Consider the following 25,712-nt stretch of genomic DNA (forward strand, 5'->3'; position numbering starts at 1 on the left):
GCGTATTTAGCAAGACTCACGCCAATTATTTATTATGTAAATCAATGACTTAAAAAATCGGAATGCGTCAAAAAATTGACTCTCCTATTTGACGCCCTCTAACCAGCGGCGAATTGAGAGCATCGCTTCCGCAAAGCTACGCTGGGTATTACTGAAATCCTGCTGAATATCACAAAAGCTCGCATCTCGGCCACGCAACTCCAATCCACGGAAATGTTGAGATAGATTTTCTGCGCCCAAGGACGCGGCACCGCCTTTCATGGTATGTGCCATTGTTCGCAGCGTCTCTGCATCTTGATCTTGAATTGCTTTCTCGACCAGGCTTAAGCGCTCTTGAGTATCAATTTCAAACTCATCAATGAGGGTAAAAACATCTTCTTCCATAAAATCACGGAGCTCTTCGAGTACCGCAAAATTCAAAGTAGGCATATGCTTAAACGTCCTTGTTTAACTCTGTTTATTTAAAATATTAATAGGTGTTACAAAAAGCGTTATTGTGGAGGAAAATTCTGTATTTTAGTATTCAAAACTAACCTCTCATGACATTTCGTCAATACAATCCGATAGCGAGACTAAAACACATCTATTTTACGTGCGTCTAGAATGATTTCCCCCACCGCGGCCATTTGTCTCGCCACACTGACAACCTCCGCTTGCGCAGCATGAGCTTCTGCCTGTGTAAATCGACGAGACAAGGCCATGATTTCATGTTTTTTATCGTCACTTACCGCACTTAAAAATCGACGGCGGAGCAGCGCGCCGGCTTCTGCTAAGGCTGGCGCCATTATCTCTGGGGCAAGCTGCTTTGCGAGAATCACGATATCCTGCTCTGCCATATTCGCAATTTGGGCAAAGCCGAACATTAACTCTTCGACTCTCGCAGCCTGCTCAGGCTGGCTCGCTCGCAAACCATTGAGCAAATTACTTTCCGCACCAACGTCCATTTCATTGAGGAGAGCCGCCGCCAAAGAGTCGCCTGTCATTGCCCGACCAAGTGGCCTACCCACATCACTAAAATAGTGCTCCAACAACCAATCCAACTCTTCAAGTGCAGCCGGAGTTAAATTTCTTAAACTTGATAAGCGACCCAGCAAGTCTAAGCGTCGCGACTCCTCGAAAGCGAGCAACACCTCGCTGCCCTGCCTCGGCGCCAAACAGGCGATCACAACCGCCTGAATTTGTGGATGCTCGCGACGAATGATATCCACAATGGTATTGGGTTCTAACCATTTTAGTTTTGTGATCTGCCGAGACTGGCTGTGCAAAGCCAAGCGATCTCCCAGCAGAGCTGCCCGCTCCTCGCCCAATGCTTCCTCTAACAAGCTAAGCACCGCATCACTGGCACTGGGTTTTACGCCGGAAAAGCTTTTAACATCAAGATGAAAACGAGCAAGAACCTGCTTAAACTCACCACTACTGGGCGCATCCATGCCACTCATTGCTGCCGCGATACGATGGACATCGGCGGGTGGTAAAGCCCGCATGATTGAAGCGGCATGGCTTTTATCTAGCGACATAATTAACGCTGCCACTTGTTCAACATCAGATAGGTGAGTAGACGTGGTCATTTAAGCGGAGTCCCATTCAGCCACCCGCTCAATACACTCGCAACACGCGCGGGCTCTTCTTGGGCTATCGACTTAAATCGCAGCAACTGATCTCGATAATCGTTTTCTAATTGCAAGGTTTTTGCCCTGATCTTACGGTAATGGTGGAAAAGCAAAACCGAACCGATTAGGCCAAGTAAAGAGATACCAACGCCGAGTAACATCCGTTGTGACGTGCTAAGTCCAAACTTTTCATAGGCTGCGTCATTGATGCTGGGAAAGGGATGAAACCGCACCACTAATTGGTCCCCGCGGGCTGAATTCATCGCCAAACCCGCACTTACCAAGCTTGAAAGTGGCTCTTCAATGCGATTATCTGGCTGCGCGCGGTCAATGATTAACAATACGGATTTGAGCTCCGCTGCTTGGTCAATCGCGCTGGCACTTTCAACCTGAACTGATACCTTAATATCAGTTGCGGGCAGCAGTGAGGTCGCCAAAGCAAGTACTTTGCGCTCAAGACTCGCTTCACGCTGGCTGCGCGGATCATTTGCGATAAGCTCATCTCCAGTACTCCCGTTAAAGCGCCATTGCTGCAAAGCCGCTTCAAATAACACACTGCCGCCAAGAGCTAAGCACAGCGTGACCGACACCAAGGCGCACAGTGTTGCCGCAGAAAATGACCTCAGCCCTACCTCTTCTTCGTCCACCTGCTTCCCTCTTGATGCGCGATGTCATCAGCACTCTATTCAAGTCACTACACAACCACACTTACTGAGTTACATCGCCGTTAACTATTCAGACAGGCATCGGTTTTATTGCGAGCGAAGCCCAGCCCAATGTCAAAATATTGACAGATATTTAAATCATACCCACCGCAACACCTGTCAATATTTTGACATAAAGAACCCGAAGCCCAGACAAACTACCGTAACCATCACCAGTAAATTGTTAATCTGTATGGATAAAGCAGTAATTGGGCCACTATTGGCAACGCGGAAGAAGGGTCAACAAAACAAGTGGAGATAAGGACAGGGGCAGCCGCGGGCAAGCTATGCAGGAATGGCAGAATTACGCAAAATAATAGCGGTTACAGAAACCCCGAAACCGCCCAAGATATTTATCTCAATTCAGTCAGCTCTATGAAATTACTGCGCTCGGCGGGCTGAGATGACGACGGCAGACCACCCGCATCAATCGTTTGAGTGGAGTCGAACTCATACTCTTTGCGCTCACCTGTGCGATCTATCGTCAGCGAGGCAAAATCAAACAAATTGGAATCAGCCATCTGCGAAGGAGCGATATTTTGCATGGAAGAAAAGATCTTCTCTATGCGGCTGCCATCCATCCTCTCCCAGTCCATCAACATTTTGCGAATATTCTGACGCTGGAGATTTTCCTGAGAACCACAGAGATTGCAGGGAATAATCGGAAACTCCTTGTGCGCGGCAAATGCCTCGATATCGGTTTCTCGACAATACGCCAGCGGTCGAATAACAATATTGCGCTTGTCATCAGAGAGGAGTTTTGGCGGCATTCCCGACAAGCGTGAACCGTAGAACATATTTAAAAATAGGGTCTGCACGATATCGTCTTTGTGATGACCCAGAGCTATTTTTGTGGCGCCAATTTCTTCCGCAAAGGCGTATAGCGTGCCGCGGCGAAGACGTGAACACAGTCCGCAAGTTGTCTTACCCTCTGGGATTTTCTGCTTAACTATAGAGTAGGTGTCTTTGTTAACGATGTAGTATTCAATACCCAAGGCATCTAAATAATCTGGCAGCACGTGCTCCGGGTATCCCGGCTGCTTCTGATCCATATTGACCGCAATCAGCTCGAATTTTACCGGCGCGCTTTTTTGCAAGTTCATCAGAATATCGAGCATGGTATAGCTGTCTTTGCCACCAGACAGGCAGACCATCACGCGGTCGCCCTCTTCGATCATTTTATAATCTTCAATCGCCTGCCCGGTATGGCGGCGTAAACGCTTTTGAAGTTTATTGAATTCAAGTTTTGGCAAACTAGACATAGCGGAAAATCAAATAGAGAGTTGGGTCGCGCATTATATAGAAACGTGTACGCAGCGGCCACAATCACGCGCTCAGCGGCGCTAACAACCGCCTCCTGAGTCCGGTATTTGGCCTTATCGGCCTCAAGCGCTGGCAATCCGCGACGGAGATGACTATCATTAGCCCGCCAAAATCTGCTGGCATGAGGTGTCTTGTACACGGCCAGACCCCGGCACGGGTGCATGTCGGACTGTGTAATCCACGTCCGATCGCACCCGCTCAAAAATCAGACCACCACCAGAAAGGGAATCGCCCAATGAAACAACCAGTTCGCGTCACCGTTACCGGTGCAGCCGGCCAAATTGGCTACGCACTTCTTTTCCGTATCGCATCCGGCGCTATGCTGGGCGACGATCAGCCCGTTATTCTGCACCTGTTAGACATCACCCCAGCAATGGATGCCCTGCAAGGCGTTCGCATGGAGCTTGAAGACTGCGCATTCCCATTATTGGCTGGCGTAGTGTGCACCGACGATCCTAATGTCGGCTTTAAAGACGCTGATTACGCACTGCTTGTTGGCGCACGTCCACGTGGCCCAGGCATGGAGCGTAAAGATCTACTGGAAGCAAACGCTGCCATTTTCTCTGTTCAAGGCAAAGCTATTGACCAGAATGCCAGCAAAAACATTAAAGTGTTGGTTGTCGGCAACCCAGCCAATACTAACGCCCTGATCACTCAACGCAATGCGCCGTCAATTCCTGCGCGCAACTTCACGGCGATGACCCGTTTGGATCACAACCGCGCCATGACTCAAATTGCTATCAAAACTGGCAAGACAGTCAACGACGTGACCAATATGACAATCTGGGGCAACCACTCAGCAACTCAATACCCTGATCTGTTCAACGCCAAAGTATCTGGCCAAAACGCCAGTGGCCTCGTTGATCAAGCGTGGCTCGAAGGCGACTTCATCCCAACCGTTCAACAACGCGGCGCAGCCATTATTAAAGCGCGCGGCGCATCTTCTGCAGCCTCTGCAGCAAACGCCGCTAGCGGTCATATGCGCAGCTGGGCATTAGGCACTGCTGGCGACGACTGGGTTTCTATGGGTGTTTACAGCGACGGTAGCTACGGCATTCAAGAAGGTCTGATCTACTCTTTCCCTTGCCGCTGTAAAGATGGCGAGTGGGAAATTGTTCAAGGCCTTGAAATCAATGATTTTAGCCGTGGCAAAATGCAAGCCACTGAGCAAGAACTTGCCGAAGAGCGCGATGGTGTAAAACACTTACTGCCATAATATCTTCGCCTTTTGCACTAAATAAAAAAGCGGCCCTCGGCCGCTTTTTTATTGCCCGCCAAAAACGTCTGCGCGCGCCAAATAGATAGCTTTTACCACCGCGATCAATGACTCAGTGCTAAAAATCGTTTACCGTTTTAGCTCTTTTAAAAATCACTAGGGAATTCCCAGATGAACGTCTCCGATGCCGTAAAAGCCCGCCGATCAATACGCGGTTTTAAACCCGACCCCGTTCCACCGGAGCTTCTTGAGAAAATTTTCGATCAGGCCCGCTTCGCCCCGTCGAACTGCAACACCCAACCCTGTCATACCGTGGTGGTGTCTGGTCAAGCGAGAAAAGATTTGCAGGCTGCCATTTTTGCCGAAATGAGTGCGGGCAAGGCGCCGTCTTCCGCGTTCACCCCAGGGGACCAAAACCTGACAGGGGTCTATAAAGACCGCCAATATCAATGCGCAATGGACTACTATGGCACCATGGGTATTGCGCGCCACGAGAAAGACAAGCGCTTTGCTCTGATGATGAAAAACTGGGAGTTTTTTGATGCCCCGCATGTCGCCTTTATATCAATGCCAACCAGTATGGGGCCGGTCAACGCCGTAGACGTGGGTATTTATCTGCAAACATTGATGCTAATTCTGGTGGAGCACGGTCTAGCCAGTTGCCCCCAAGGCGCATTGGCGTTTTATCCAGACGAAGTCTTTAAAATCGCCAATATTCCGGAAGGCAACGGTATTATCTGCGGATTGTCCTTTGGCTACGAAGACATTGGAACGCAAATCAACCAAGTCATTATGGATCGCGCGCCGCTCTCCGACTTAGTGCAGTTCGTCGACTAAACCGTCTCCTAAATTGATTGACCTTATTAGCGTTCAATAGGGTCAATCACCTCAACGACTTTCGCTTCGCCGTCTGACTTCTCTTCCTGCTCACCACCCGCTGCCTGCGCGACATCTGCGTCTTCTGTTCGCGGATCCAGCTCAAAAATCATTGGCGAGGTAACCGAGACCGGAACAAAAGGTTCCGTTGAATCAACAAGAGGCAGAACATGGGATTTTCGACGAATCGAAATTCCCAAGGTAAACCCCAGCAAACATACCGCCGAAAAAACAAATAGCCCCGGTGGACCAAGTAGTGACATAAAGATCGAGGCCAATGGCGCCCCCAATGCTGAACTACAACCAAACAAAAATAAAATGCCGCTGCCTATTAAGACAAAGTCACTGGCCTCGGCGTTGTCAGACGTATGCGCCAAGCAAATTGAATACATGGTCATCACCGCCCCACCCCACAGCACCGACAACAGTAACAACAAGTTGCCGATAACTGGGACAAAGACCAAAACCATCGACACAGCCGCGCCCGCGAGACAGTTAAAATACAATACCAAGCGCCGGTCATAACGATCGGATAAGCGCCCCAAGGGCAATTGAAACAAAGCGCCGCCAAGTACGGCACCGCTCATAAACAGGGTTAACTCGGAGGTATTTAAACCTAGACCGCGTGCATACACCGGCCCCAATGCCCAAAAGGCACCAGTGACAAGACCACTGGTAATCGCCCCCTCCATACCGACATGAGACAACTGCCAAAGCCGCCGAAAATTGAGTTTTACAACAGGCATCGGCGTTGGCGCCAAGGTCGCGGTTAAGCAGACTGGCACTATGGCGAGTGACAATAATATCGCTGCCAAACCAAACAATAAGGGTCCCGATGGGTCAGCAAAATTCAGCATTTGCTGACCGACAATGATCATGCTTAAGTTGATGACGGTATACAGCGACAGTATCGTACCCCGTGTCTCGCGAGTAGCGCGGTCATTGAGCCAGCTTTCTATTACCATGTACAAACCGGAAATACAGAAACCAACCACAAAGCGCAGCACCAACCAGGCAACAAAACTGGGTAAGCCGTGAAACAGCAAAACCACTGCAGAAAATATCGTCGCTAATACCGCAAAACTGCGTATATGCCCTACCCGACGCACGATATGCGGCGTGACCAAACAGCTAATAACAAAACCAACAAAATAGGTAGATGCGGTCAAACCTGTTTGGGTTGCGGTAAATTGCTCAATTTCGGCGCGCAGAGGCAGCAAGGTGAGCATTAACCCATGCCCCACCAACAGCAATGCATCAGATAAAAGTAACGCCGTCAGTGGCAACAACAACCGCCTCATATACTCCTACGCCCTATAAAATATAGTGATTTAAACCCGTAACCGTTCGCCATCGCTTTCTAGCCGCAAACCTAACAATCATTCTAGCAGCTGTATCCTTGTAAATATCTCCTTCAATAGACCCACTTTTCAACTTTAAAGTAGCTAGCGAAAATCTAGCAAGGCATAATCGAAGCCTCATTCACGCCGTCACACACATACTGGATTTATGTCAAAACGGGTAAAGCGCCTCACAGCAATACTTCTTTGTTGTACCTGCGGACAAGTTACGGCAAACGATAACGCCACCCTTGTTATTCATGGCGGCAAGAACACGCTGCAAGACAACATTCGCGCCCATCTTGCGCTAAACGATATCGCCTGCGACTTATCCGAAGCTAAGCTCCGCGGCCAACTTCGGGGCAGCGACGACAAAATCTCTGAGGCACTTCGCGCGCTAGGCTACTACCACGGTAAATGGACGCTCACCAAACGCAGAGAAAAAAGGCTCGCACAAGACACCGAAAAAAGCGGCTTATCGACGGTGACAAAGCCACTACAACGACTAAAAAAGAACGACGAGATCGAGTGCTGGCAATTGGAATTAGCACTTCAACCGGGTCCGGTCACTAAAATAGCTACTCTCGACGTAGCCATTGAAGGTCCAGGTAAAAACGATGCTGTATTCCTCGACTATTTGCAGAAGTTACCCATTAAAGCTGGGAATAATTTGCGACACAGTGACTACGAAGACATTAAAAAGGAAATAAGCCAGCGAGCGCGCAATGCCGGCTATTTTGACGGTAAATTTAGCCAACACAATTTAGACATCAACACCGACACCAACACCGCCGCCATTACCATTACTTACCAAAGCGGCGCTCGCTATCTTTTCGGCGACATCACGTTTGGGCCGTCTTTATTAAATGACTCGCTGTTAGTGCGGTATTTGCCCTTTCAAAGCAACACACCGTTTGAAGCAGACAAACTCATTACCTTGCAGAACAATTTGGTCAGCAGTAATTATTTCGCGTCAGTGAGTGTTGATCAAGACAACCCCGACGCTAGCAGCGGCAAAGTAGCAACTTATATCAGCACCACGCCAAAGAAAGAGTACGAAACCACCGCCGGTATCGGTGCGTCTACCGACACGGGGCCAAGGCTTAGCTATGGACTCAGCAACCGGCGCGTCAACGCCGACGGCGACACTTACCAAATCAGCAGCCAGTATTCACCGGTTTTATCTAACATCGGCTATCAATACTCACAACCCGGCACCAAGCCACTTACTGACAAAACGGTGTGGTCTACCGGTGTTCAACAGAAAGACACCGACACCTCCGAAAGTACTAGCTATCGCGCGGAAGTCGCGCTGATTTCACTCATTGACTCCGGCTGGGTTCAGACCTTAAGTTTGAAATTTCTCCGCGAGAACTTTGAAATTGCCAATGTCGACAACACATCGACACTACTCATGCCGGGGCTCGCCTACGCGCGAAGCAAAGCGAATGACCGCCGCTACCCCACACAGGGTTGGCGAATCACAACAGCGGTGCGCGGTGCTTTAGATGGTGTGGTCTCAAATGTCAGCCTCGCACAATTTGAGCTGGACGGAAAAATCATCTTCCCGCTACTTGGTGGACGTGTCATCAGTCGCGGCGGACTCGGCATCACCGCCCTCGACGATTTTTCTGAACTGCCCGCATCGCTGAGATTCTTTGCCGGCGGCGACAATAGCGTCCGCGGCTTTGCCTACGAATCACTCGGACCAGAAGACAGTGCTGGCGAAGTTATTGGCGGCAAACACCGACTAACCGGTAGCATCGAATATGACCATCGGGTGTGGGGCGACTTCGCGCTCGCCACTTTTTACGATGCTGGCAACGCTTTCGATACCAGCGATTTCACTTTTTACAGCAGCGTGGGCATCGGTCTACGCTGGTTTTCACCGATTGGGCCGATACGCGTGGACTTTGGCTTCCCATTAAAAGACGGCGGTTTTCGCTTTCACTTATCAATGGGGCCAGATTTATGAAGCCCATAACAAATTCATCGAAGACGCCGCGCTTAAAGCAGATTTATACAATCGTCGCGACTTGGCTTATTCGCGGCATTCTAAGTTGTGCGCTGTTAGTTATTACACTCTTAGCCGCGGTATATCTTATATTGGATACTCAGCGTGGCAGTGACTGGTTACTCTCAAAAAGTCTTCAGTATATTTCACCGCAGGCGACGTTCTCCTCGTATAGCGGCACCCTCGCCAGTGGCATCCAGGTAAAAGATTTACACCTGCCACTCGCTGCGGCAGATATCGATATCGCCAGCATCGACAGCGCATGGAATCTGTGGGGAATACTCAGCGGTGAACTCACTATCCATAAATTACATATTGATCAGCTTGATATTGCGCTCAATACCGACACGGAAGCGCCAATCGATAAGTCACCCAGCGCATGGCCGAACTTGGGACTGCCGATCCCGATTAGTGTGAAAGACGCAAAGATTGAAAATATAAGCATACGCAATCAAGGCAATATCCAAACTATTGAGCGCATTTCGCTGCGCGCTCACAACGGGCTATTAAGTACTTCCATTAAGGAATTGGCAGTCAAAAGTAAGCTGTACTCAGCGACTCTCAAGGGCAGACTACGCAATCACGCGCCCTATAAAATGCATTTCAATCTGAGTTGGCTCTTAAACCTTGAGCAACAAGCGGAGTTCAGCGGGAATGGCGAATTGTCTGGCGACCTTCAGCAGCTGCGCTTTAAACACACTCTTACGCAACCCAGCGAAATCATAAGTGATATAGCTATATCTGATTGGTATAAAGCCAGCGAAGCAATTGTCGATATTAATAAAATCGTGCTTGATGCGAAATTTCATTGGACGAATCTCGCTCTGCCACCGCAATTTAATGAAGTCAGCGATGGACAAAGTAGCACGCGGATTTTAAGTAGCGACAAAGGCCATCTAAGTCTGCATGGCAAATGGGACAATTACTCTATGGATTTTGCAAGTGAGCTCACTGCAATTTCCCCCAGCGAAAACGTAAGTGGCGGAATACCGCCTTTACAAGATAATACATCCCCAGCAGCGATTATCAGTAGCGCACTGGGAAAACCTGGCTCAGTTAAATTAGCGCTGAACGGTAATAAACTCGCCTTCGATCTTGCGACGCTAAAACTGCAAACCGAAGTCGGCAATCTTGAAATGGCAGGTAAGATCGACGCCAACGGCATTTTAGAAACCGCCATTCAGCAGCAGCCCTCTTCGCCAGTTCGCTGGCAGCTTAATCTGGACGCCAATCAGATTGACATCGGCGACATACTGCCAGAGTGGCCGATAACACTCGCGGCAAATATCGACAGTACGGGTTCGTGGACTGAAAAAGCCTACCAGGCAGAAGTGACTATTAATCAGCTGGCGGGCGATCTTGCGAACAAAACCATCGCTGGCAGCGGCACGGTAAGTATCAGCAATCTAGGCCAAGAATTTAAACAACTGGCTCTGCAACTAGGTGACAACAGCCTTCGCGCGGATGGCAAACTAACGACAAAAAGCGACTTAAACTGGGACATCAACGCACCGAATCTCCAGCAAATTTTGCCTCAGCTAAGCGGCTCTCTAAAATCTAAAGGTAGCCTGCATGGCGACGCCATAAAACAACTAGTCGACAAGGGCCAAACCCCCGTCGTCAATGCCGACTTGCAGATCAGTGAGTTCCAATACCAGCAATACGCTGTTAGGAGTGCGAATTTAAACCTGAATACCACGGCCAACGCGAGCGCTAATATTGATCTGACCAGCAGCGGTATTTCAGCCTCCATACTAAACGACGCGACATTAAAACTGAGTGGCCGCGGTACGATGCAGCAACACCAACTATCGCTGGCCTTAGATGACAAGGACAAACACCTGGAACTCGATATGAGCGCCTCGTTAACGCAACTTAAGTCGCAGTATCGATGGATCAGTAACATTCAAAATATTGTCTTAGATAGCAAAGCCAGTGGCGCTTGGCGGCTTGCTAACACGAGTAAACTTGAGCTCGCCGCCGGCAATGTATTACTCGACACCCTGTGCTTGACGCAAGACCAGACCAAGGTGTGCGCCGACGGCAAGCTTCAAGACGATCAACTTAGCACTACTGGACTTATCGATTCGTTTCCACTTGCATACTTTAATGCCAGCTTACCCCCCGGCACAGCCCTCGCCGGCACAGTTAATAGCCGCTTCTCCATCACCGGCAAGACTGACGATCTCAGTGGCAATTTAGATTTAAGTAGCCAAGACGCCATCATTCGCTATCAAGAAAACGAAGATCAAGCAGCCATCGACTATCGCGCCGTGCTCAACACCAAGGTCGATATCCAACACAACCAATTAACAAGTAAGACGGCCTTTAGTATTGATGATGTTGGCAGCATCACGGCCAATATCCACACCGACGGCCTGCAGAGCGACAGTCAACTTAATGGTGATATCAACGGTGGCTTCAGCAATCTGTTGTGGCTAGGTGGACTCTTCCCACAACTTGAAAAATTGAACGGCGTCCTCGCTGCCAATGTGATCGCAACTGGACAGCTCGCCGCGCCGAAAGCAGAGGGCAGCGTTAAGCTAACTGAGCTGGCAATGGGTTTACCCGACCTGGGGATTTCATTGAAAAATGCGTATGCAACACTGTCATTCGACAGCGAAGGCCCCTGGCAAATTGACAGTAAAATTCAATCTGGCAAAGGGTTTCTTAGTATTGTCGGTAACCGCAAATTGGGCGACAGCGGCGGACCTAGCGGCCAAATTCAGCTACGCGGCGAAGATTTTACCGCACTGAATATCGCCGATGGTTTAGTCCTGATATCGCCAAGTATTAATGTTGATCTCACCCCAGAATTAATAAAGATTCGAGGTAGCTTAGATATACCCAAAGGTAACTTCACGCTCAAAACACTGCCCGAGCAAGCTGCTGGGGTATCCGTAGACGAACGCATCGTCAACAAACAGTCAAATAAGAGCCTTTCTCAGTCACGAGCGATCGACACCCGCATCGACATTAGCTTGAATGACAGTTTCGAATTTAAGGGTTATGGCTTAAGCACTAGGCTAGGCGGCAAATTAAAAGTGACCCAAAAACCGGAGGGGCTACTGCAGGCCTTTGGCTCACTTTCTTTATATGACGGCGTCTATCAAGCCTACGGACAAAAATTAAATGTCGAGCGCGGCTTACTTATTTTTCAGGGGCCACTGGACAACCCAGGCTTGAATATCACCGCGGTTAGAGAAACCAAAACCGTCAAGGTCGGCGTCAATATTGGCGGTTTTGCACAGGACATACGCAGCGAATTGTTCTCTAACCCAGCGCTTCCGCCCACCGATGTGTTAGCGATCCTTATCACCGGGAAAGCCCCATCTGACTTGAATAAATCCGACGCGAATCAGGTAATGAACGCCGCCACCGCCTTGGGTATTTCGCAGAGCCGCGGTATTACGAATACTCTGCAAAATACCTTTGGCGTCGATGTCATAACCTTACAAGGTGGTGATACCTACGAAGACAGCTCGCTTGTGGTTGGAAAATATCTTACGCCAGAGTTATTTATCAGCTATGTTCAAAACCTGTTCACCCCAGCTGGCAGTGTGCAGTTAGACTACAGCCTCAGTAAAAACCTAGGTTTGAAAGCCCAGTCTGGAAAGGCGCAAAGTATTGACCTTCTCTACAAAATTGAGCACGGTCAGCATTAAACTGCGTATACAAAATGCGATTACCAGACCGTTTTCATCGTGCCGCCGTCGGCGACCAACGTCGCACCGGTGATATAGCTAGCGGCATCCGACAATAGAAATGCCCCTGCTTTGCCAAATTCGCTCGGATCGCCATACCTGCCAATCGGGATCGATGCCTGACTGGCAGCTCGCTGTTCGTCGAAACTGATCCCTTTTGCCTTAGCCTGCGCGGTATCGAGATTCACCATACGATCAGTTGCTATTAAGCCTGGAACCAAATTATTTACACGGATATTTTCGGGCGCCAACTGCTTAGACAAGCTTTTGGCCAAGCTTGTAACGCCCGAGCGCATGACATTCGACAGCAATAGAAAATCAATGGGCTCTTTAACCGACGAAGAGGTCAAGGTCAGAATCGATCCTCCACCCGCCGCGCGTAAATGTGGCAGCGTCGCGCGAATCATGCGCACCGCACTCATCAGAGTCAGGTCAAACGCCGCCTGCCAGTCTTCATCACTAAACACATCAAACTGCCCTGGCGGTGGGCCACCGGCGTTGACGACTAAGCCATCCACCCTGCCGAAATCGGCGCTGGCTTGGGCTACCCAATCCGCAATACTTACTCCGCTACTCGCATCCATCGTGTAGCCGCGAACATCAGCGCCAGTTGCCTCACTCAGTGCGCGGGCTGAGGCTTTAATTGCACTTTCACTGCGGCTGGCGATCGCTACCGATGCACCGTTGAGCGCAAGCTGCTCAGCAATGGCGTAACCCAGGCCCTTGCTAGCACCAGCCACCAAATACACTTTATTCTCGACATGTAATTCCATTCGTCCCCCAAGTACATATTCAATATTGGCATCGTTAAAGCCGAGCCAACAACATTTGTCACATTAAAATAGCCAAAGCAATTAAGCGACTAAAGCATAGAAATTCGTTAGAATTGCGCAACTTTGCCGTCATAATGGCAAAAATCAAAAAAAAACACATGACACCGGATATAATCACTGTCAACATCGCACTGAATGACAGACGACAAAGCAATGACTATGACCACCACAACTACCAGCTACCACCACGGCAATCTGCGTCAGGAATTAATGGCACTGGCGGAAAAGCATCTCATAACTGATGGTATCGCAGAGCTTAGTTTACGAGCCCTAGCGCGAGAAATAGGCGTGTCTCAAACTGCGCCCTATCGACATTTCAAAGACAAAAACGCCCTGCTCGCCGCTCTGGCTACTGAGGGATTCCGTCGCTTTTTTGAGTTCTGCTTACCCAGTGAACGCGAACCTCGCGCTGATATTAGCCTGCTCTATTTTGGCCTTGGCTATGTTCAATTTGCAAAGACCCACACAGAAATGTTCCATCTCATGTTTGGTCCAGTGTTGCAGCCGCGAAATGATTATCCCGAGCTATTTGCTGCGGGGCGTGAAGCGATATACAAGGTGAGAGCTGGAGTTGAACGCGGTTACAAAACCGGCGTTCTGAGGGAATTGGATGACGTTGCCTCGATGGCTCACACAGTGTGGGCAGCGGTGCACGGCGTTGCGACACTCATGCTCGACCACGGTGACACCTACGGTTACCACCGCGACCTGGACCTGCAAGCAGAAAAATCATTGCGAATGATGATTGCTGGCCTCTGCAGCGACCCAAGCGAGATTTCGAAACTTCCCGACGCACTAACTCCCTACCCGCCGGAAAACGCCTAGTACTCGCTGTCACTACTAGCGCGTTTGGCGGAGAACCACGAGCGGAGGTTGGGTAACAAGTTGACGGCATAACAGCCACGCCAAAGAGCACATTGTCAGCACCCCGATCACTGGCGCAAAAACAAATACAATCGCGTGCAGCGTCACATCCATATCAAGCACCCAGTACTGCAAAACGCTCAGCGCAATATTACTGCCCGCTGCGGCAATGAGACCCGACAACAAACCCACCGCTGCAAACTCAAGCATTAGCCCTCTTATTATTAATTTTTTACTGGCACCAAGGGTCCGTAGAATTGCGTTTTCGTGTAAGCGACTATCGAGACTCGCCAACACATTCGCCACACCAACCAACAAAGCACACACTACGATAAGTACCAACACCAAGCCAATGGCGGTACTGACTTGGCTCACCACGGCTTTCATCTGCAGAATAACGCCATCAATTTCAATGAGTGTCAGGGTCGGGAACTGGCGTAGCAGATCGCTGAGTAAGGCTTTTTTATCAGCTGGCAAATAAAAGCTTGTGATATAGCTGCCGGCATACACCTCTAAACTTTGTGGCGGAAACATAAAGTAAAAATTAGGCCGCATACTCGACCAATCCAGCCGGCGAATGCTACTCACCTGGGCCTCAAGCTCTTGCCCACCAATATTAAAAGACAGCGCGCTACCCAATTTAAGGTGGAGTTTTTCAGCGAGCTCTAATTCAACTGACACTGGGACTATATCACCACCAGCGGAGTTACTTGGCGCAAGATCTTGCCACCAACTGCCTGACACCAGTGAATTATCATCAGGTAAATCCTTTGCCCAACTTAAATTGAGCTCTCGATTTATACCGCCACTACTGGCCTCAATGTCTTTAATATCGCTAACATTTTGACCATCAATATGCGTTAAGCGACCTCGAACCATAGGAAATAAGCCGGCGTCCTTCAATGCATTTTGTTTAAAGAAACTTTCCAGTGCCGCAATTTCTGAGGACTGGATATTAATTAAAAAATGATTCGGGGCGTCTGCGGGTAGCTGCAATTGCCAGTCCTCTAGCAAAGAGGTTCGCAGCAAGCCGAGGGAGCTAAGCACCATTAGCGACAATGCAAAACTCGCCACTTGAAAGGCATTGCCAACACGACGCCGATATATCGCTGCCAAAGCGATCCGCAACGCGCCAGCCGCACGCTCAAGAAAACTGCGCCTAGCGAACGAAATGGCAAATAGAACTAATGCACTAGCTAAAACTCCTGTTGCCAAGGTGGCAAGCAATACTGCGGCGCTCATAAACACGTCATCGCTATACCACCACATCAGCAAGCCGAGACCACCAACACCGATCAAAGCACTAGCCAGCAAGCCCGCACTGCTATCTTCATCACTGCGGCGCAGCACTCTCAGGGGAGAGACTTTACTCAGGGCAAACACCGGCGGCATCGCAAACACGGCTGTGCAGGCGAAAGCCGTGACTGCACCGACAATGAGCGGACGCCAACTTGCGACGGGAATATCGACTGAAATAAATTCTTTCAAGCTTGCAAACAATGCCCATTGCAACCCATAACCGGCAGTTCCACCGACTAAAATCGCTGCTGCGCACAATAGAGTAAGTTGCGTAACATAGTGGCTAAGCACCTGCCTCCTGCTCGCGCCGAGGGCTTTCATAATCGCCACATTATCGGTATTTCTTTCACCGTAACGACGAGCCGCCAAGGCAATAGCGGCGCCAGCTAAAGCAACACCAAGACTTGCCGCCAATAGCAAAAATCCCTCAGCGCGTTTCAGAGTTGCCGCCATCGCAGGCTGACCATCGCGGACATCCTGCCAACGCTGCCCCTCTTCTAATTGCGGTTCCAGCCATTGTTCAAATCGAGCAAGTTGCTCTTCCGTGCCGGCAAATAAATAGCGGTATTGAACCAAGCTACCGGGCTGCACTACACCAGTCGCTGCTAAATCAGCGAAATTAATCATGCCGCGTGGCGCCAACATTTCATTCATATTGCCCTGATCAGGCTCACTAATAAGGGCTTGCGTCGCCACAAAACTTTTTTCGCCCACCGCAGCCTCGCCACCCACCGGCAAATCAAGCAATGCATATAGCCGCGAGTCCATCCAGAGCTCGCCTGACTTCGGACCGGATGAGCGCATATCCGCTGCGCCGAAAAGTTCGACACTGACACCAACGTTTCCTAGCAGCGGATAGTCGTCTGAGACCGCTTTTATCGATGCTAACTGCATTGCGTCGTCGCCGGCATAGACCATCGATTGAAAACTGGCTAGCTTCGCAGTGCGCAGTCCGAAGTCCTTAGCGGTACTCAGCCAGACATCAGGCACTGTTCGCGACGTTTTTAACACCCGGTCTGCCGCTAGAAAATGGTGACTTTGCTGCTCCATACCACGACTCAAACGGTCTGAAAATCCGGCAATACCGCTTACAATCGCAACCGCTAAGGCAAGTGAAAATCCCAAAAGGCCGAGCTCACCGCCGCGCCACGCTCTAATTAAATGGCGCATACCCCGAACAATCATATTGCCGAGCTCACAACGGATTCTTCGCGCAGCTGACCATCGTGCATGATCAGAATCCGATCGCAGCGTTCGGCCAAATTCATTTCGTGGGTAACCAGAACCAAAGTCGTTTGGCTTTGGCTGTTTAGCGCAAAGAGCAAATCAACAATACGCTGACCTGTGTGTTCATCTAAGTTACCCGTCGGCTCGTCGGCAAACAGAATATCCGGCTCAACGGCAAATGCTCTAGCTAAGGCAACTCGTTGCTGCTCACCACCAGACAGCACGCGCGGATAGTGGCCGCCGCGCTCAGCCAGGCCGACTTTGTCTAAATACTGCTTTGCCTCGCCGACTGGATCAGGGCGCCCAGCTAGCTCAAGGGGTAACATCACGTTTTCAAGAGCTGTCATTCCAGGTAAGAGTTGAAAGGATTGGAATACAAAACCAACATGGCGCGCTCGCAGCGCGGCGCGCCGATCTTCATCCATCACACTAATATTTTTTCCGTGCAGATAAATATCACCGCTGCTGGCGTTATCGAGACCGGCAAGCAAGCCAAGCAAGGTCGACTTACCCGCACCGGAGGCACCAACAATGGCAACACTCTCACCCGCCTTGATTTCAAAGCTGATCCCTTTCAGTATGTCTAATTGCTGGCCGCCAGTGACAACCGTTTTACAGAGATTATTGACACGAATCATGATGAAATTTATTTCCCTAATATACTCACGCGGTATTAATCGACTGCTGCGAACCACTCTTCTTACTAGCCTAATTAGCCTAGTAATATGTGTACCGGCCGCCTATGCCGATGATCCAAGCCAACATAAAATATTAATTCTTGGCGACAGCATTAGTGCCGCGTATGGCATGCGCCAGCAAGAAGGCTGGGTACAACTCTTGCAAAATGATTTAGAAGATAGCGTCACCATCATTAATGCTAGCGTTAGCGGTGAAACAACGGCTGGCGGATTACAGCGATTGCCACCGTTACTTAAAGAGCACAAGCCCAGCATTGTCATCATTGAACTGGGTGGCAATGACGGCCTGCGCGGTTACCCCATCCTTAGCATACGTAAAAACTTACACGCATTGATCACCCAAAGCGCTAATACTGGTGCTCAAGTGCTATTACTGGGTATGAAAATCCCACCAAATTACGGCAAACGCTATACTGACGCCTTTGAGCAAAATTATGTTCAACTCGCCGACAAACTCAAGGTGCCGCTGGTGCCCTTTATACTTGAGTCCATTGCAGGCCGCCGCAAGCTAATGCAAAGCGACGGCATTCATCCGACAGCTGATGCACAAGCCCTGATAGTACAGAACGTATTACCCTCACTGCGAGACATGCTGGATTAAGTTTTTGTAAGCCACCGATTCGCCAGTCATTAAAAGCGAGAATGCAATGCGCTCCGTAAAAGAAAGAAGCTTACTCCAAACCGCAGATAAGGTGATTTTGTTTTTGATGGCGTATGCAAGCTTTGTCATGCTTGGAGCCGTTTTATCATTCGGTACGACAAGGCCAAGCAATTCAAACTCGCATCAGTACAATCCAGAGAAGGCGTTTTACTGATGGATCACTATCAGCTGCGAATCGATGAACCAGAGGGTGAGTACAAGACCATGTACTATCTGGACAGTGGCCAAATTTACCAAAAGAGTACGGCGTTCCTACGTATTATGGCTACCATGCCCTACCCCTGGCGCCTACTTGTCATTTTCAAGTTAATCCCCCGTGGGGCGAGGGATTTTTGCTACGATTTCATTGCCTCAAATCGCTATGCCATTTTCGGCAAATATTCGACCTGTACGCTGCCACACTCGGACCACGAATTGCGTTTTTTAAACATCCACAATCAGTAAATTTATCTCCTACAAGCGGCGTCTTTAAACACTACTCATACCAATTTTAGCGGGTCCAACAATTCGCTAAGCTGTTCTCGGGTCAAATCAGTCATTTCTTCAGCAACGTCTAATATCGGACGCTTTTCTGCATAGGCTTTTTTTGCAATTTCAGCGGCGGCCAAGTAACCAATAACAGGGTTTAAAGCTGTCACTAATATCGGGTTCTTGGCAACGCTCTCAGCCAACACCTCATTATTTACCTCGAAGCCTGAGATGGCCTGATCAGCCAAGGCCAGACTGGAATTACTCATTAACTGAATACTCTGCAACAGGTTGTAGGCGATCAGCGGGAGCATCACGTTTAGCTGAAAATTCCCTGACTGGCCGGCGACGGTGATGCAACTATCATTGCCAATCACCTGCGCACATGCCATCGCCACCGCCTCGGGAATAACCGGATTGACCTTACCCGGCATAATACTGCTCCCAGGCTGCAATGCACTTAGGCGAATTTCGGATAAACCTGCTAGTGGCCCGCTATTCATCCATCGCAGATCATTACTCATCTTAAGCAGTGCGACCGCGAGCACCTTAAGCTGCCCAGACACTGCCACCGCGGTATCTTGCGAGGACAAGGCCTCAAACAAAGACGGATTAGGAGAAAATCCGATGCCGGTATCAATGCTTATAGCCGCACAAAATTTTTCTGCAAACAGATCCGGTGCATTTACACCGGTGCCGACGGCTGTGCCTCCCTGCGCGAGCTGGCTTAGGTATTTCAGCCCATCCTGCAGACGCTCCCTGGATTTGCGCACTTGCTCCGCCCACCCATTTAACTCTTGCCCCAACGTTAACGGCATGGCGTCCATTAAATGGGTACGTCCAGTCTTAATCACCGTGTCCAGACTGCGTGCCTTATCGCGAATCGCCAGCTCTAAATGCTCAAGGGCAGGCAGCAAGCGATCACGCATTGCCAGCGCCGCACTGATATGGATAGCGCTAGGAATCACATCATTACTGCTCTGACTCATATTAATATGGTCGTTTGCACTAATTGCCAAGCCGCTTTGCTCGGCCGCCAAGGTTGCGAGAACCTCATTTACATTCATATTAGTGCTAGTACCCGACCCCGTCTGAAAGATGTCTACGGAGAATTGATCGCCACACTCACCGGCTAACACCCTGTCTGCGGCATTGCTAATGGCTTGAAATATCGGCTCAGGCAATAATTCCTCTTCCCGGTTTACCATCGCCGCACAGCGCTTTATGCGGACTATTGCTGAAATAAAGTCACTGGGCAGGGTGAGATCGCTAATCGAAAAATTATTCAGCGCACGCTGGGTCTGGGCACCGTACTTCGCATTCTTCGGCACCTGTACGTCACCCATACTGTCGCGTTCAATCCGGTATTCGCTCATACTCGCTCCGTCCTATTCACTCTAAACACTGTCATTGTCACTCACTGATAGTGACAACTTTATATGCGTTCCGTTAGCAAAATCCTAGCGCTAAACAAGCGTGCAATTATTACCTTAGCGCACAAATGATGCCGAATCCTTCACAGAATATCGGCGCACTCGTGTTATCTCGTCTAAATGCTTAAAATAACGACAATTCACAGGGGGACAATAATGACCGACTACCACAATGCCAGCACCGAACAATGGCTTCAATGGGACAAAGACCACATCTGGCATCCCTATTCATCGATGCTAAATCCCGCAAAAATGGTCCCGGTCGTTTCCGCAAAAGGGGTGCGACTGACACTCGCAAATGGCACAGAGCTGATTGACGGGATGTCATCCTGGTGGTCCGCCATCCACGGCTACAATCACCCCAAACTCAATGCGGCGGCAAATACACAGCTCAATGATATGTCCCACGTTATGTTTGGCGGCATCACTCACCCTGCGGCAGCTGCACTGGGAAAACGCTTGGTCGACATAACGCCCCAGCCCCTAAGCAAAGTATTCATCTCAGACTCGGGTTCAGTAGCCGTTGAAGTCGCCATTAAAATGGCCCTGCAATACTGGTACTCCATTGGCAAACAACACAAAACCCGATTACTCGCTCTGCGCAGTGGCTATCATGGCGACACGTTCGGCGCGATGGCGACGTGTGACCCCGTCACCGGTATGCACCACTTATTTACGAAAGTGCTGCCACAGCACCTGTTTGTTGAATCACCACGAACGGCTTTCGGTGAAGCCGCCAATGACGGCGACCTCGCAGAAATGACGGCCGTCCTAGCAGAACATCATCATGAACTCGCTGCCGTCATTGTCGAACCGATAGTCCAAGGTGCTGGCGGCATGCGCTTTTACAGTGGCGACTATTTGAAACAACTCCGCGCACTCTGTGACGAATACGACGTCCTGCTAATACACGATGAAATCGCCACCGGCTTTGGTCGCACAGGAAAATTATTTGCCTGCGAACATGCTGGCATCAGCCCCGACATTATGTGCGTAGGTAAGGCCTTAACAGGTGGTTATCTCTCACTGGCCGCAACGCTTTGCAGTGATCGTATTGCCGAAGGTATCTGCAATGGCGAAGCGGGTGTCTTTATGCACGGCCCAACATTCATGGGGAATCCCCTCGCCTGCAGTATTGCCAATGCCAGCATTGATCTTTTACTAGCCGATGACTGGCAAACGAATATACAAAGAATTGAGCGTATACTCTGCGAGGAGCTCGCCAACGCCCTACCTTTGTCATCAGTGGCTGCAGTGCGATGCCTTGGCGCTATCGGTGTTATCGAGCTAAAAGAAGCGGTTGATATGACCAGCATTCAAGCTCGCTTCATCGAAAAAGGTATTTGGATGCGCCCCTTCGGCAAACTGGTTTACACCATGCCTCCGTATATTATTAGCGATCAAGATTTGACCTATCTCTGCAGACAAATTGTGGCTGCTGTGGCGGAAGAGGAATAGTAACCCATGCCAAAAGCAAGTTTTAAGGCACGGCTAAACGAGATTATTTTTGGCACTGAGCCAGGCGCGGGACGCAATTTCGATATATTCTTAATGGTCGTTATTTTAATCAGTGTTGCCGCACTGTTCGTCGACTCTATTTCCGAAATAAATCAAAAATACGGTGAATATTTATTTGCCGCTGAAGTTCTGTTCACTCTGTTATTCACTCTGGAGTACGCAGCACGGATTTATTGCTCGCCAAACCGCAAAGCCTATATCCTTAGCTTTTACGGTTTGGTGGATCTGTTGGCCACAATACCGACTTACCTCTCGTTTTTCATACCTGGCGCTCAACATCTATTGGTTATTCGAATATTTCGGGTACTACGCGTATTTCGGGTATTTAAATTATTACACTATATGAGCGAAGCAAATGTCTTAATTCGTTCATTGAATTCATCTCGCCGAAAAATATCGGTATTTCTAATCTCCGTGCTGACGGTCATCGTTGTGTTTGGCTCTTTAATGTACCTTGTCGAAGGTCCTAAAAATGGTTTCACCAGTCTACCGCGAAGTATGTATTGGGCCATTGTCACCGTTACCACTGTCGGATACGGCGATATTTCACCCCGCACCCCACTCGGTCAGTTTATTGCCTCTATTGCAATGATTACCAGTTACGCAATCATAGCGATCCCAACTGGTATTCTCAGCGCCGAATTAATTCAAGAAAGCCAGCGTGCTATGAGCAGCCGGAAATGTGATAGCTGTCAAAAATTTGGTCACGAAAAGGAATCTAACTATTGCAAGCATTGCGGTGAAAAACTCACACCACCGTATGGATAATAAAAAAGGCCAGCCGCAAAGATGAGGGGAAAATCGCGACTGGCTGAGGGAACTGCCTCACCCCAACAAAGAGGGGAGAGAAATTCAAGATTGTGCTTCAGACAAAATCTGACTTATTAAACAGCGTGCTTAATAAGTCAGGCTTCTGTCTTAGACCGGCTAAAGTCCTAGACAAGCTGAAGTTTTAGAACAGAAACCGCGCACCGAGCTTGACAGTATCCATGTCGCCTTCCCAATTTGACGCGGGTGCCGGCAAAGTAGAGTCTTCTAAATCGATTTCATAGCGATCGTATTCCAAGGCCACCACGAAGTGCTCACTCACCTTAATATCTGCACCGACACCATAAAACGGCTCGTCGCCATCATAACTTTGCTTCAATCCTGCAACCCGAACATCCGCGTCCCAGAATAACTGACCGCCTTTAATGTAAATGCCAAGCTGTTCTGTGATGGGCAAACGACCGACGATCGCCAAGCCATAACCGTCAATATCCGCCTTGCCGACATCGCCACCGAAGGACCCGAAATCAATATAGCTCGCTTCCAAACCCAGAAACTGATTTAACTGAGCGCCCACTATCGCCTCTTTAAAATCATCATCCTCATCAAAGTCGCCACCACGATCTTTATAACCACCGTAGTTTGCACCGATATAAGCATGTGGACCGGCTGTCGGGTTTGCAAAAACGGTAGACGCACCTGTGACACCAGAAAAAAGTACAGCTGCTACAATCAAATCCTTTGTATTTAATATTCGCATAATTCTTCCTCTGTAGTTCTTCAAATAATAGCGCGGGCCAAAGGCCCGCTAAGATCACAAATTACTCTGCTTCTTCTTCATGATCCTGAATTGCTTGACGACGTGACATATACTCATCACGACTAACGGCGCCGTCAGCGTTACTGTCTACGACAGCGAAATGTTGGCTAAGTGCCTGCTCGGATTTCGCTTCCTTCTCATCTAGCGAACCATCACCATTTTGATCAAGTGCAGTAAAAATAGCGCTACTAGCATCATTACTACCTTGAACACCGCCTTGCATTTGGGTTTGCGTACCTATACTCGAACTACCCATACCTCCATTTTGTTGGGTATCTTGTTGCACATTGGTATCCACACCACCTTGTGAAGAGCCCACACCAGAATCTTCTACTGCGCCCGACAGTGGTGCCGCAATACAAAATGAGCTAAATGCTACGCCGGCAAAAACTGCTGCTATTTTATTCATCATAATTCTCCTTAACAAATACCAATCTGATATAAAAATCAGAACAAGTTGTGATTTAAAAAAAATAAATTGAACAACCTAGTAAATCGACACCCCAATACTTAGCTATTAAAAACTGACTTCATGGTCTGTCAATCAGGTACAGAGCAACCCTCATGCCAAAATTATTTATACTTTAAATTCAATAACTTAATATATTGATAAGAACTAAACATAGAAAGTGACGGTCAAACCGTTGGCATTATGCAACACAAGATGATTATTATTTTTTTTTACTCATAAATTTCAACAACTTAGATAGTCTGCTTTTAGAAACACACGATTTACAAGCCAAGAAAAGGTGAACTTTATATTCCTTAGTAAAAATAGAAGCCTTACTCAGCAATGGATAGGAACAGCTCTCTTTTCCATGTTACCGCTGATTGTCGCGGTGACTTACGCTGTGTGGGAGATGAGCTCACAAGCTCGAGCGCAGCAGCGTTTAGTCATGCAGCAAGCTCAAATTTCACACTTGAGCATTTCCGTTCAGGAGCTAAGTAAGGAAATTGAACGCGCCGCAAGGCAATTCCAGCTTCTCCAAGAATCGAGCTTTTTAGAAATTTTAAATATTAAACAGTCTCAGCTAGAAGAAAGTATCAAAAACATAAAATCCCAATTACCAGAGTTTAAAAATAACAAAACTATTAAAACCATATCCGAAACCAGCTCAGAGATAGGGAACGCAGCAAAGAATGCTGAAGGCGATCATGCAAAGCAACTTGAATCACTATACAAGGAACTGAAAGACAATAGCGCGATGTTAAGCGAGCAACTAACGACTGCAATCCAAAGCGCATTGAGCAATTCCGAGAAAGAACTAAACAACGTGCTTTGGCGAGTTCTTGTAACCGGTTTACTGGCCCTGCCCGCTAGCCTCTTTCTACTAGGGGCAAGCTCTATGATCGTAAATAGATCAATTAGTAAATTATCACTCGCAATTCATCATCTTGGACAGCGCAAGTGGGATACAAAAATTAGTATTAAGGGCCCATCTGACTTGATCGAACTTGGCCATAGGCTTGAATGGATGCGCATCCAATTACTCACCACAGAGCAGCAGAAAGCACAATTTACACAACATATAACCCATGAGCTAAAAAGCCCTCTCGCTGCAATTATGGACGCACAGTCGCTGCTAGCTGAGCAAATACCTGGTTCTATAAACGAGCAACAAATGGCAGTACTAGACATACTTCGAATACAGGCCAGAAATCTACAAGAGCTAATTCAACAGTTATTAAATTTCAACGCGATCTCTCAAGGGGTCGACGCCCACAGCGAGCAAATCGATCTCAGTGCAATGTGCACAAAATTAATCGCTCGCTACCGAAGCTTCTTACCTGAATCTGACTTTAAATTTCTATGTAGCAAAGAGCTTGTGCCAGTAACCGGCAACACCCAATTAGTCGAAATGATTTTAAGCAACTTACTATCTAATGCCATCCATTTTAGTCCAACCGGTGGCACTATTACGGTCACATGGGGGTTATGTGACATTGACAGATTCGGCATGCCTGACCTCAGCATTCAAAATGATGGGCAGCTCAGTCATTGGTGGCTAAAGGTCTGCGACGACGGACCAGGAATAGATATCGATGAACAAGAGGCAATCTTCCGTCCGTTCTACCAGGGCAAAACCAAACGGCAAGGCTCGCTAAAAGGCAGCGGCATTGGCCTTGCCATAGTAAAGGCCTGCGTAACACAAGCGCACGCCACCTTAACACTAAAATCAAAAAAGGATGAAGGTACAGAGTTCACACTCTACTTCCCAAACATATGATGAAATATACAATAAGGCCAACATTAACAATCGCATTTTTTGCATTGATAAGTGCCTGTTCAACACCGAGCAACAATATTAATCAAAAAGAACCAACACCCTCAAAAA

20 protein-coding genes and 1 pseudogene are annotated in these 25,712 nt (G+C 48.7%); 10 read left to right on the forward strand and 11 right to left on the reverse strand.

Annotated features, from left to right (window positions below; translation table 11 throughout):
* Positions 1 to 84 precede the first annotated feature (84 nt).
* From KXJ70_RS01210 to ttcA, 4 genes are all read right to left on the reverse strand, one after another.
* Positions 85 to 429 (reverse strand): Hpt domain-containing protein, encoded by a 345-nt coding sequence (locus tag KXJ70_RS01210; protein WP_219041637.1) that lies wholly within the window; start codon positions 427 to 429, stop codon positions 85 to 87.
* 143 nt (positions 430 to 572) lie between these two features.
* On the reverse strand, positions 573 to 1,568 hold the full coding sequence (locus KXJ70_RS01215; RefSeq protein WP_219041638.1) for a FliG C-terminal domain-containing protein: 996 nt from the start codon (positions 1,566 to 1,568) through the stop codon (positions 573 to 575).
* Positions 1,565 to 2,257, reverse strand: coding sequence for a hypothetical protein (locus KXJ70_RS01220; RefSeq protein ID WP_219041639.1), 693 nt, complete (start codon positions 2,255 to 2,257; stop codon positions 1,565 to 1,567). Before KXJ70_RS01220 ends, KXJ70_RS01215 begins: the two co-directional genes overlap by 4 nt.
* A 410-nt stretch (positions 2,258 to 2,667) precedes the next feature.
* Complete coding sequence (gene ttcA, locus KXJ70_RS01225) at positions 2,668 to 3,576, reverse strand: tRNA 2-thiocytidine(32) synthetase TtcA (RefSeq protein ID WP_219041640.1); 909 nt, start codon at positions 3,574 to 3,576, stop codon at positions 2,668 to 2,670.
* Between the two features lie 296 nt (positions 3,577 to 3,872).
* On the opposite strand from ttcA, the gene KXJ70_RS01230 reads away from it, so the two are divergent.
* Entirely contained in the window at positions 3,873 to 4,853 is a 981-nt protein-coding gene (locus KXJ70_RS01230; protein WP_219041641.1) for a malate dehydrogenase, read from the forward strand.
* A 171-nt stretch (positions 4,854 to 5,024) separates the two neighbouring features.
* Positions 5,025 to 5,690: a nitroreductase gene (locus tag KXJ70_RS01235; RefSeq protein WP_219041642.1), complete on the forward strand. Its 666-nt coding sequence runs from the start codon at positions 5,025 to 5,027 to the stop codon at positions 5,688 to 5,690.
* A 26-nt stretch (positions 5,691 to 5,716) separates the two neighbouring features.
* Here the strand turns inward: KXJ70_RS01235 and KXJ70_RS01240 are convergent, their stop codons facing one another.
* Positions 5,717 to 7,030 carry an MFS transporter gene (locus KXJ70_RS01240; RefSeq protein WP_219041643.1) on the reverse strand — a complete coding sequence of 438 codons (1,314 nt, stop codon included), beginning with the start codon at positions 7,028 to 7,030 and terminating at the stop codon, positions 5,717 to 5,719.
* Positions 7,031 to 7,238: 208 nt separating this feature from the next.
* Between KXJ70_RS01240 and KXJ70_RS01245 the strand changes: the two genes are divergently transcribed.
* Both KXJ70_RS01245 and KXJ70_RS01250 read left to right on the forward strand, forming a co-directional pair.
* Positions 7,239 to 9,044 carry an autotransporter assembly complex protein TamA gene (locus tag KXJ70_RS01245; protein ID WP_219041644.1) on the forward strand — a complete coding sequence of 602 codons (1,806 nt, stop codon included), beginning with the start codon at positions 7,239 to 7,241 and terminating at the stop codon, positions 9,042 to 9,044.
* Positions 9,041 to 12,748: a translocation/assembly module TamB domain-containing protein gene (locus KXJ70_RS01250; RefSeq protein WP_219041645.1), complete on the forward strand. Its 3,708-nt coding sequence runs from the start codon at positions 9,041 to 9,043 to the stop codon at positions 12,746 to 12,748. The genes KXJ70_RS01245 and KXJ70_RS01250 overlap by 4 nt, the downstream gene beginning before the upstream one ends.
* A gap of 20 nt (positions 12,749 to 12,768) precedes the next feature.
* Here the strand turns inward: KXJ70_RS01250 and KXJ70_RS01255 are convergent, their stop codons facing one another.
* A complete protein-coding gene (locus tag KXJ70_RS01255; protein WP_219041646.1) occupies positions 12,769 to 13,560 on the reverse strand; it encodes an SDR family oxidoreductase in 792 nt (263 codons plus the stop codon).
* A 219-nt stretch (positions 13,561 to 13,779) separates the two neighbouring features.
* Here KXJ70_RS01255 and KXJ70_RS01260 point away from each other — a divergent pair, with 219 nt between their 5' ends.
* Positions 13,780 to 14,445 carry a TetR/AcrR family transcriptional regulator gene (locus tag KXJ70_RS01260; RefSeq protein WP_255558155.1) on the forward strand — a complete coding sequence of 222 codons (666 nt, stop codon included), beginning with the start codon at positions 13,780 to 13,782 and terminating at the stop codon, positions 14,443 to 14,445.
* 15 nt (positions 14,446 to 14,460) lie between these two features.
* On the opposite strand, the gene KXJ70_RS01265 is transcribed toward KXJ70_RS01260, so the two are convergent.
* The gene (locus KXJ70_RS01265) at positions 14,461 to 16,968 is read right to left on the reverse strand and encodes an ABC transporter permease (RefSeq protein ID WP_219041648.1); all 2,508 of its coding nucleotides are present in this window, start codon (positions 16,966 to 16,968) and stop codon (positions 14,461 to 14,463) included.
* Positions 16,965 to 17,648 carry an ABC transporter ATP-binding protein gene (locus tag KXJ70_RS01270; protein ID WP_219041649.1) on the reverse strand — a complete coding sequence of 228 codons (684 nt, stop codon included), beginning with the start codon at positions 17,646 to 17,648 and terminating at the stop codon, positions 16,965 to 16,967. The genes KXJ70_RS01265 and KXJ70_RS01270 overlap by 4 nt, the downstream gene beginning before the upstream one ends.
* On the opposite strand from KXJ70_RS01270, the gene KXJ70_RS01275 reads away from it, so the two are divergent.
* Together KXJ70_RS01275 and KXJ70_RS01280 are read left to right on the forward strand one after the other, a co-directional pair.
* Positions 17,647 to 18,309 (forward strand): arylesterase, encoded by a 663-nt coding sequence (locus KXJ70_RS01275; protein WP_219041650.1) that lies wholly within the window; start codon positions 17,647 to 17,649, stop codon positions 18,307 to 18,309. The genes KXJ70_RS01270 and KXJ70_RS01275 overlap by 2 nt on opposite strands.
* A 111-nt stretch (positions 18,310 to 18,420) precedes the next feature.
* A pseudogene (locus KXJ70_RS01280) lies at positions 18,421 to 18,813 on the forward strand (thiol-disulfide oxidoreductase DCC family protein); the annotation flags it as partial.
* A 35-nt stretch (positions 18,814 to 18,848) separates the two neighbouring features.
* Here KXJ70_RS01280 and KXJ70_RS01285 read toward each other — a convergent pair.
* Positions 18,849 to 20,213 carry a class II fumarate hydratase gene (locus KXJ70_RS01285; RefSeq protein WP_219041651.1) on the reverse strand — a complete coding sequence of 455 codons (1,365 nt, stop codon included), beginning with the start codon at positions 20,211 to 20,213 and terminating at the stop codon, positions 18,849 to 18,851.
* Positions 20,214 to 20,426: 213 nt separating this feature from the next.
* Between KXJ70_RS01285 and bioA the strand changes: the two genes are divergently transcribed.
* Positions 20,427 to 21,728: an adenosylmethionine--8-amino-7-oxononanoate transaminase gene (gene bioA / locus KXJ70_RS01290; RefSeq protein ID WP_219041652.1), complete on the forward strand. Its 1,302-nt coding sequence runs from the start codon at positions 20,427 to 20,429 to the stop codon at positions 21,726 to 21,728.
* Between the two features lie 6 nt (positions 21,729 to 21,734).
* Positions 21,735 to 22,556, forward strand: coding sequence for an ion transporter (locus tag KXJ70_RS01295; RefSeq protein ID WP_219041653.1), 822 nt, complete (start codon positions 21,735 to 21,737; stop codon positions 22,554 to 22,556).
* A 184-nt stretch (positions 22,557 to 22,740) separates the two neighbouring features.
* Here the strand turns inward: KXJ70_RS01295 and KXJ70_RS01300 are convergent, their stop codons facing one another.
* On the reverse strand, positions 22,741 to 23,316 hold the full coding sequence (locus KXJ70_RS01300) for an outer membrane beta-barrel protein (RefSeq protein WP_219041654.1): 576 nt from the start codon (positions 23,314 to 23,316) through the stop codon (positions 22,741 to 22,743).
* Between the two features lie 61 nt (positions 23,317 to 23,377).
* A complete protein-coding gene (locus KXJ70_RS01305; protein ID WP_219041655.1) occupies positions 23,378 to 23,785 on the reverse strand; it encodes an EF-hand domain-containing protein in 408 nt (135 codons plus the stop codon).
* Positions 23,786 to 24,236: 451 nt separating this feature from the next.
* On the opposite strand from KXJ70_RS01305, the gene KXJ70_RS01310 reads away from it, so the two are divergent.
* Positions 24,237 to 25,604 (forward strand): sensor histidine kinase, encoded by a 1,368-nt coding sequence (locus KXJ70_RS01310; RefSeq protein ID WP_219041656.1) that lies wholly within the window; start codon positions 24,237 to 24,239, stop codon positions 25,602 to 25,604.
* Positions 25,605 to 25,712 lie beyond the last annotated feature (108 nt).

The sequence above is a fragment of the Zhongshania aquimaris genome (genome assembly GCF_019312595.1).
Taxonomy (GTDB): Bacteria; Pseudomonadota; Gammaproteobacteria; order Pseudomonadales; family Spongiibacteraceae; genus Spongiibacter; species Spongiibacter aquimaris.

Coding starts and splice junctions, on each gene's coding strand:
- KXJ70_RS01245 (WP_219041644.1), top strand. CDS start 7,239: ATGTCAAAACGGGTAAAGCGCCTCACAGCAATACTTCTTTGTTGTACC.
- KXJ70_RS01255 (WP_219041646.1), bottom strand. CDS start 13,560: ATGGAATTACATGTCGAGAATAAAGTGTATTTGGTGGCTGGTGCTAGC.
- ttcA (WP_219041640.1), bottom strand. CDS start 3,576: ATGTCTAGTTTGCCAAAACTTGAATTCAATAAACTTCAAAAGCGTTTA.
- KXJ70_RS01295 (WP_219041653.1), top strand. CDS start 21,735: ATGCCAAAAGCAAGTTTTAAGGCACGGCTAAACGAGATTATTTTTGGC.
- KXJ70_RS01215 (WP_219041638.1), bottom strand. CDS start 1,568: ATGACCACGTCTACTCACCTATCTGATGTTGAACAAGTGGCAGCGTTA.
- KXJ70_RS01300 (WP_219041654.1), bottom strand. CDS start 23,316: ATGCGAATATTAAATACAAAGGATTTGATTGTAGCAGCTGTACTTTTT.
- KXJ70_RS01230 (WP_219041641.1), top strand. CDS start 3,873: ATGAAACAACCAGTTCGCGTCACCGTTACCGGTGCAGCCGGCCAAATT.
- KXJ70_RS01240 (WP_219041643.1), bottom strand. CDS start 7,030: ATGAGGCGGTTGTTGTTGCCACTGACGGCGTTACTTTTATCTGATGCA.
- KXJ70_RS01265 (WP_219041648.1), bottom strand. CDS start 16,968: ATGATTGTTCGGGGTATGCGCCATTTAATTAGAGCGTGGCGCGGCGGT.
- KXJ70_RS01285 (WP_219041651.1), bottom strand. CDS start 20,213: ATGAGCGAATACCGGATTGAACGCGACAGTATGGGTGACGTACAGGTG.
- KXJ70_RS01270 (WP_219041649.1), bottom strand. CDS start 17,648: ATGATTCGTGTCAATAATCTCTGTAAAACGGTTGTCACTGGCGGCCAG.
- KXJ70_RS01305 (WP_219041655.1), bottom strand. CDS start 23,785: ATGAATAAAATAGCAGCAGTTTTTGCCGGCGTAGCATTTAGCTCATTT.
- bioA (WP_219041652.1), top strand. CDS start 20,427: ATGACCGACTACCACAATGCCAGCACCGAACAATGGCTTCAATGGGAC.
- KXJ70_RS01275 (WP_219041650.1), top strand. CDS start 17,647: ATGATGAAATTTATTTCCCTAATATACTCACGCGGTATTAATCGACTG.
- KXJ70_RS01310 (WP_219041656.1), top strand. CDS start 24,237: ATGAGCTCACAAGCTCGAGCGCAGCAGCGTTTAGTCATGCAGCAAGCT.
- KXJ70_RS01260 (WP_255558155.1), top strand. CDS start 13,780: ATGACCACCACAACTACCAGCTACCACCACGGCAATCTGCGTCAGGAA.
- KXJ70_RS01250 (WP_219041645.1), top strand. CDS start 9,041: ATGAAGCCCATAACAAATTCATCGAAGACGCCGCGCTTAAAGCAGATT.
- KXJ70_RS01235 (WP_219041642.1), top strand. CDS start 5,025: ATGAACGTCTCCGATGCCGTAAAAGCCCGCCGATCAATACGCGGTTTT.
- KXJ70_RS01210 (WP_219041637.1), bottom strand. CDS start 429: ATGCCTACTTTGAATTTTGCGGTACTCGAAGAGCTCCGTGATTTTATG.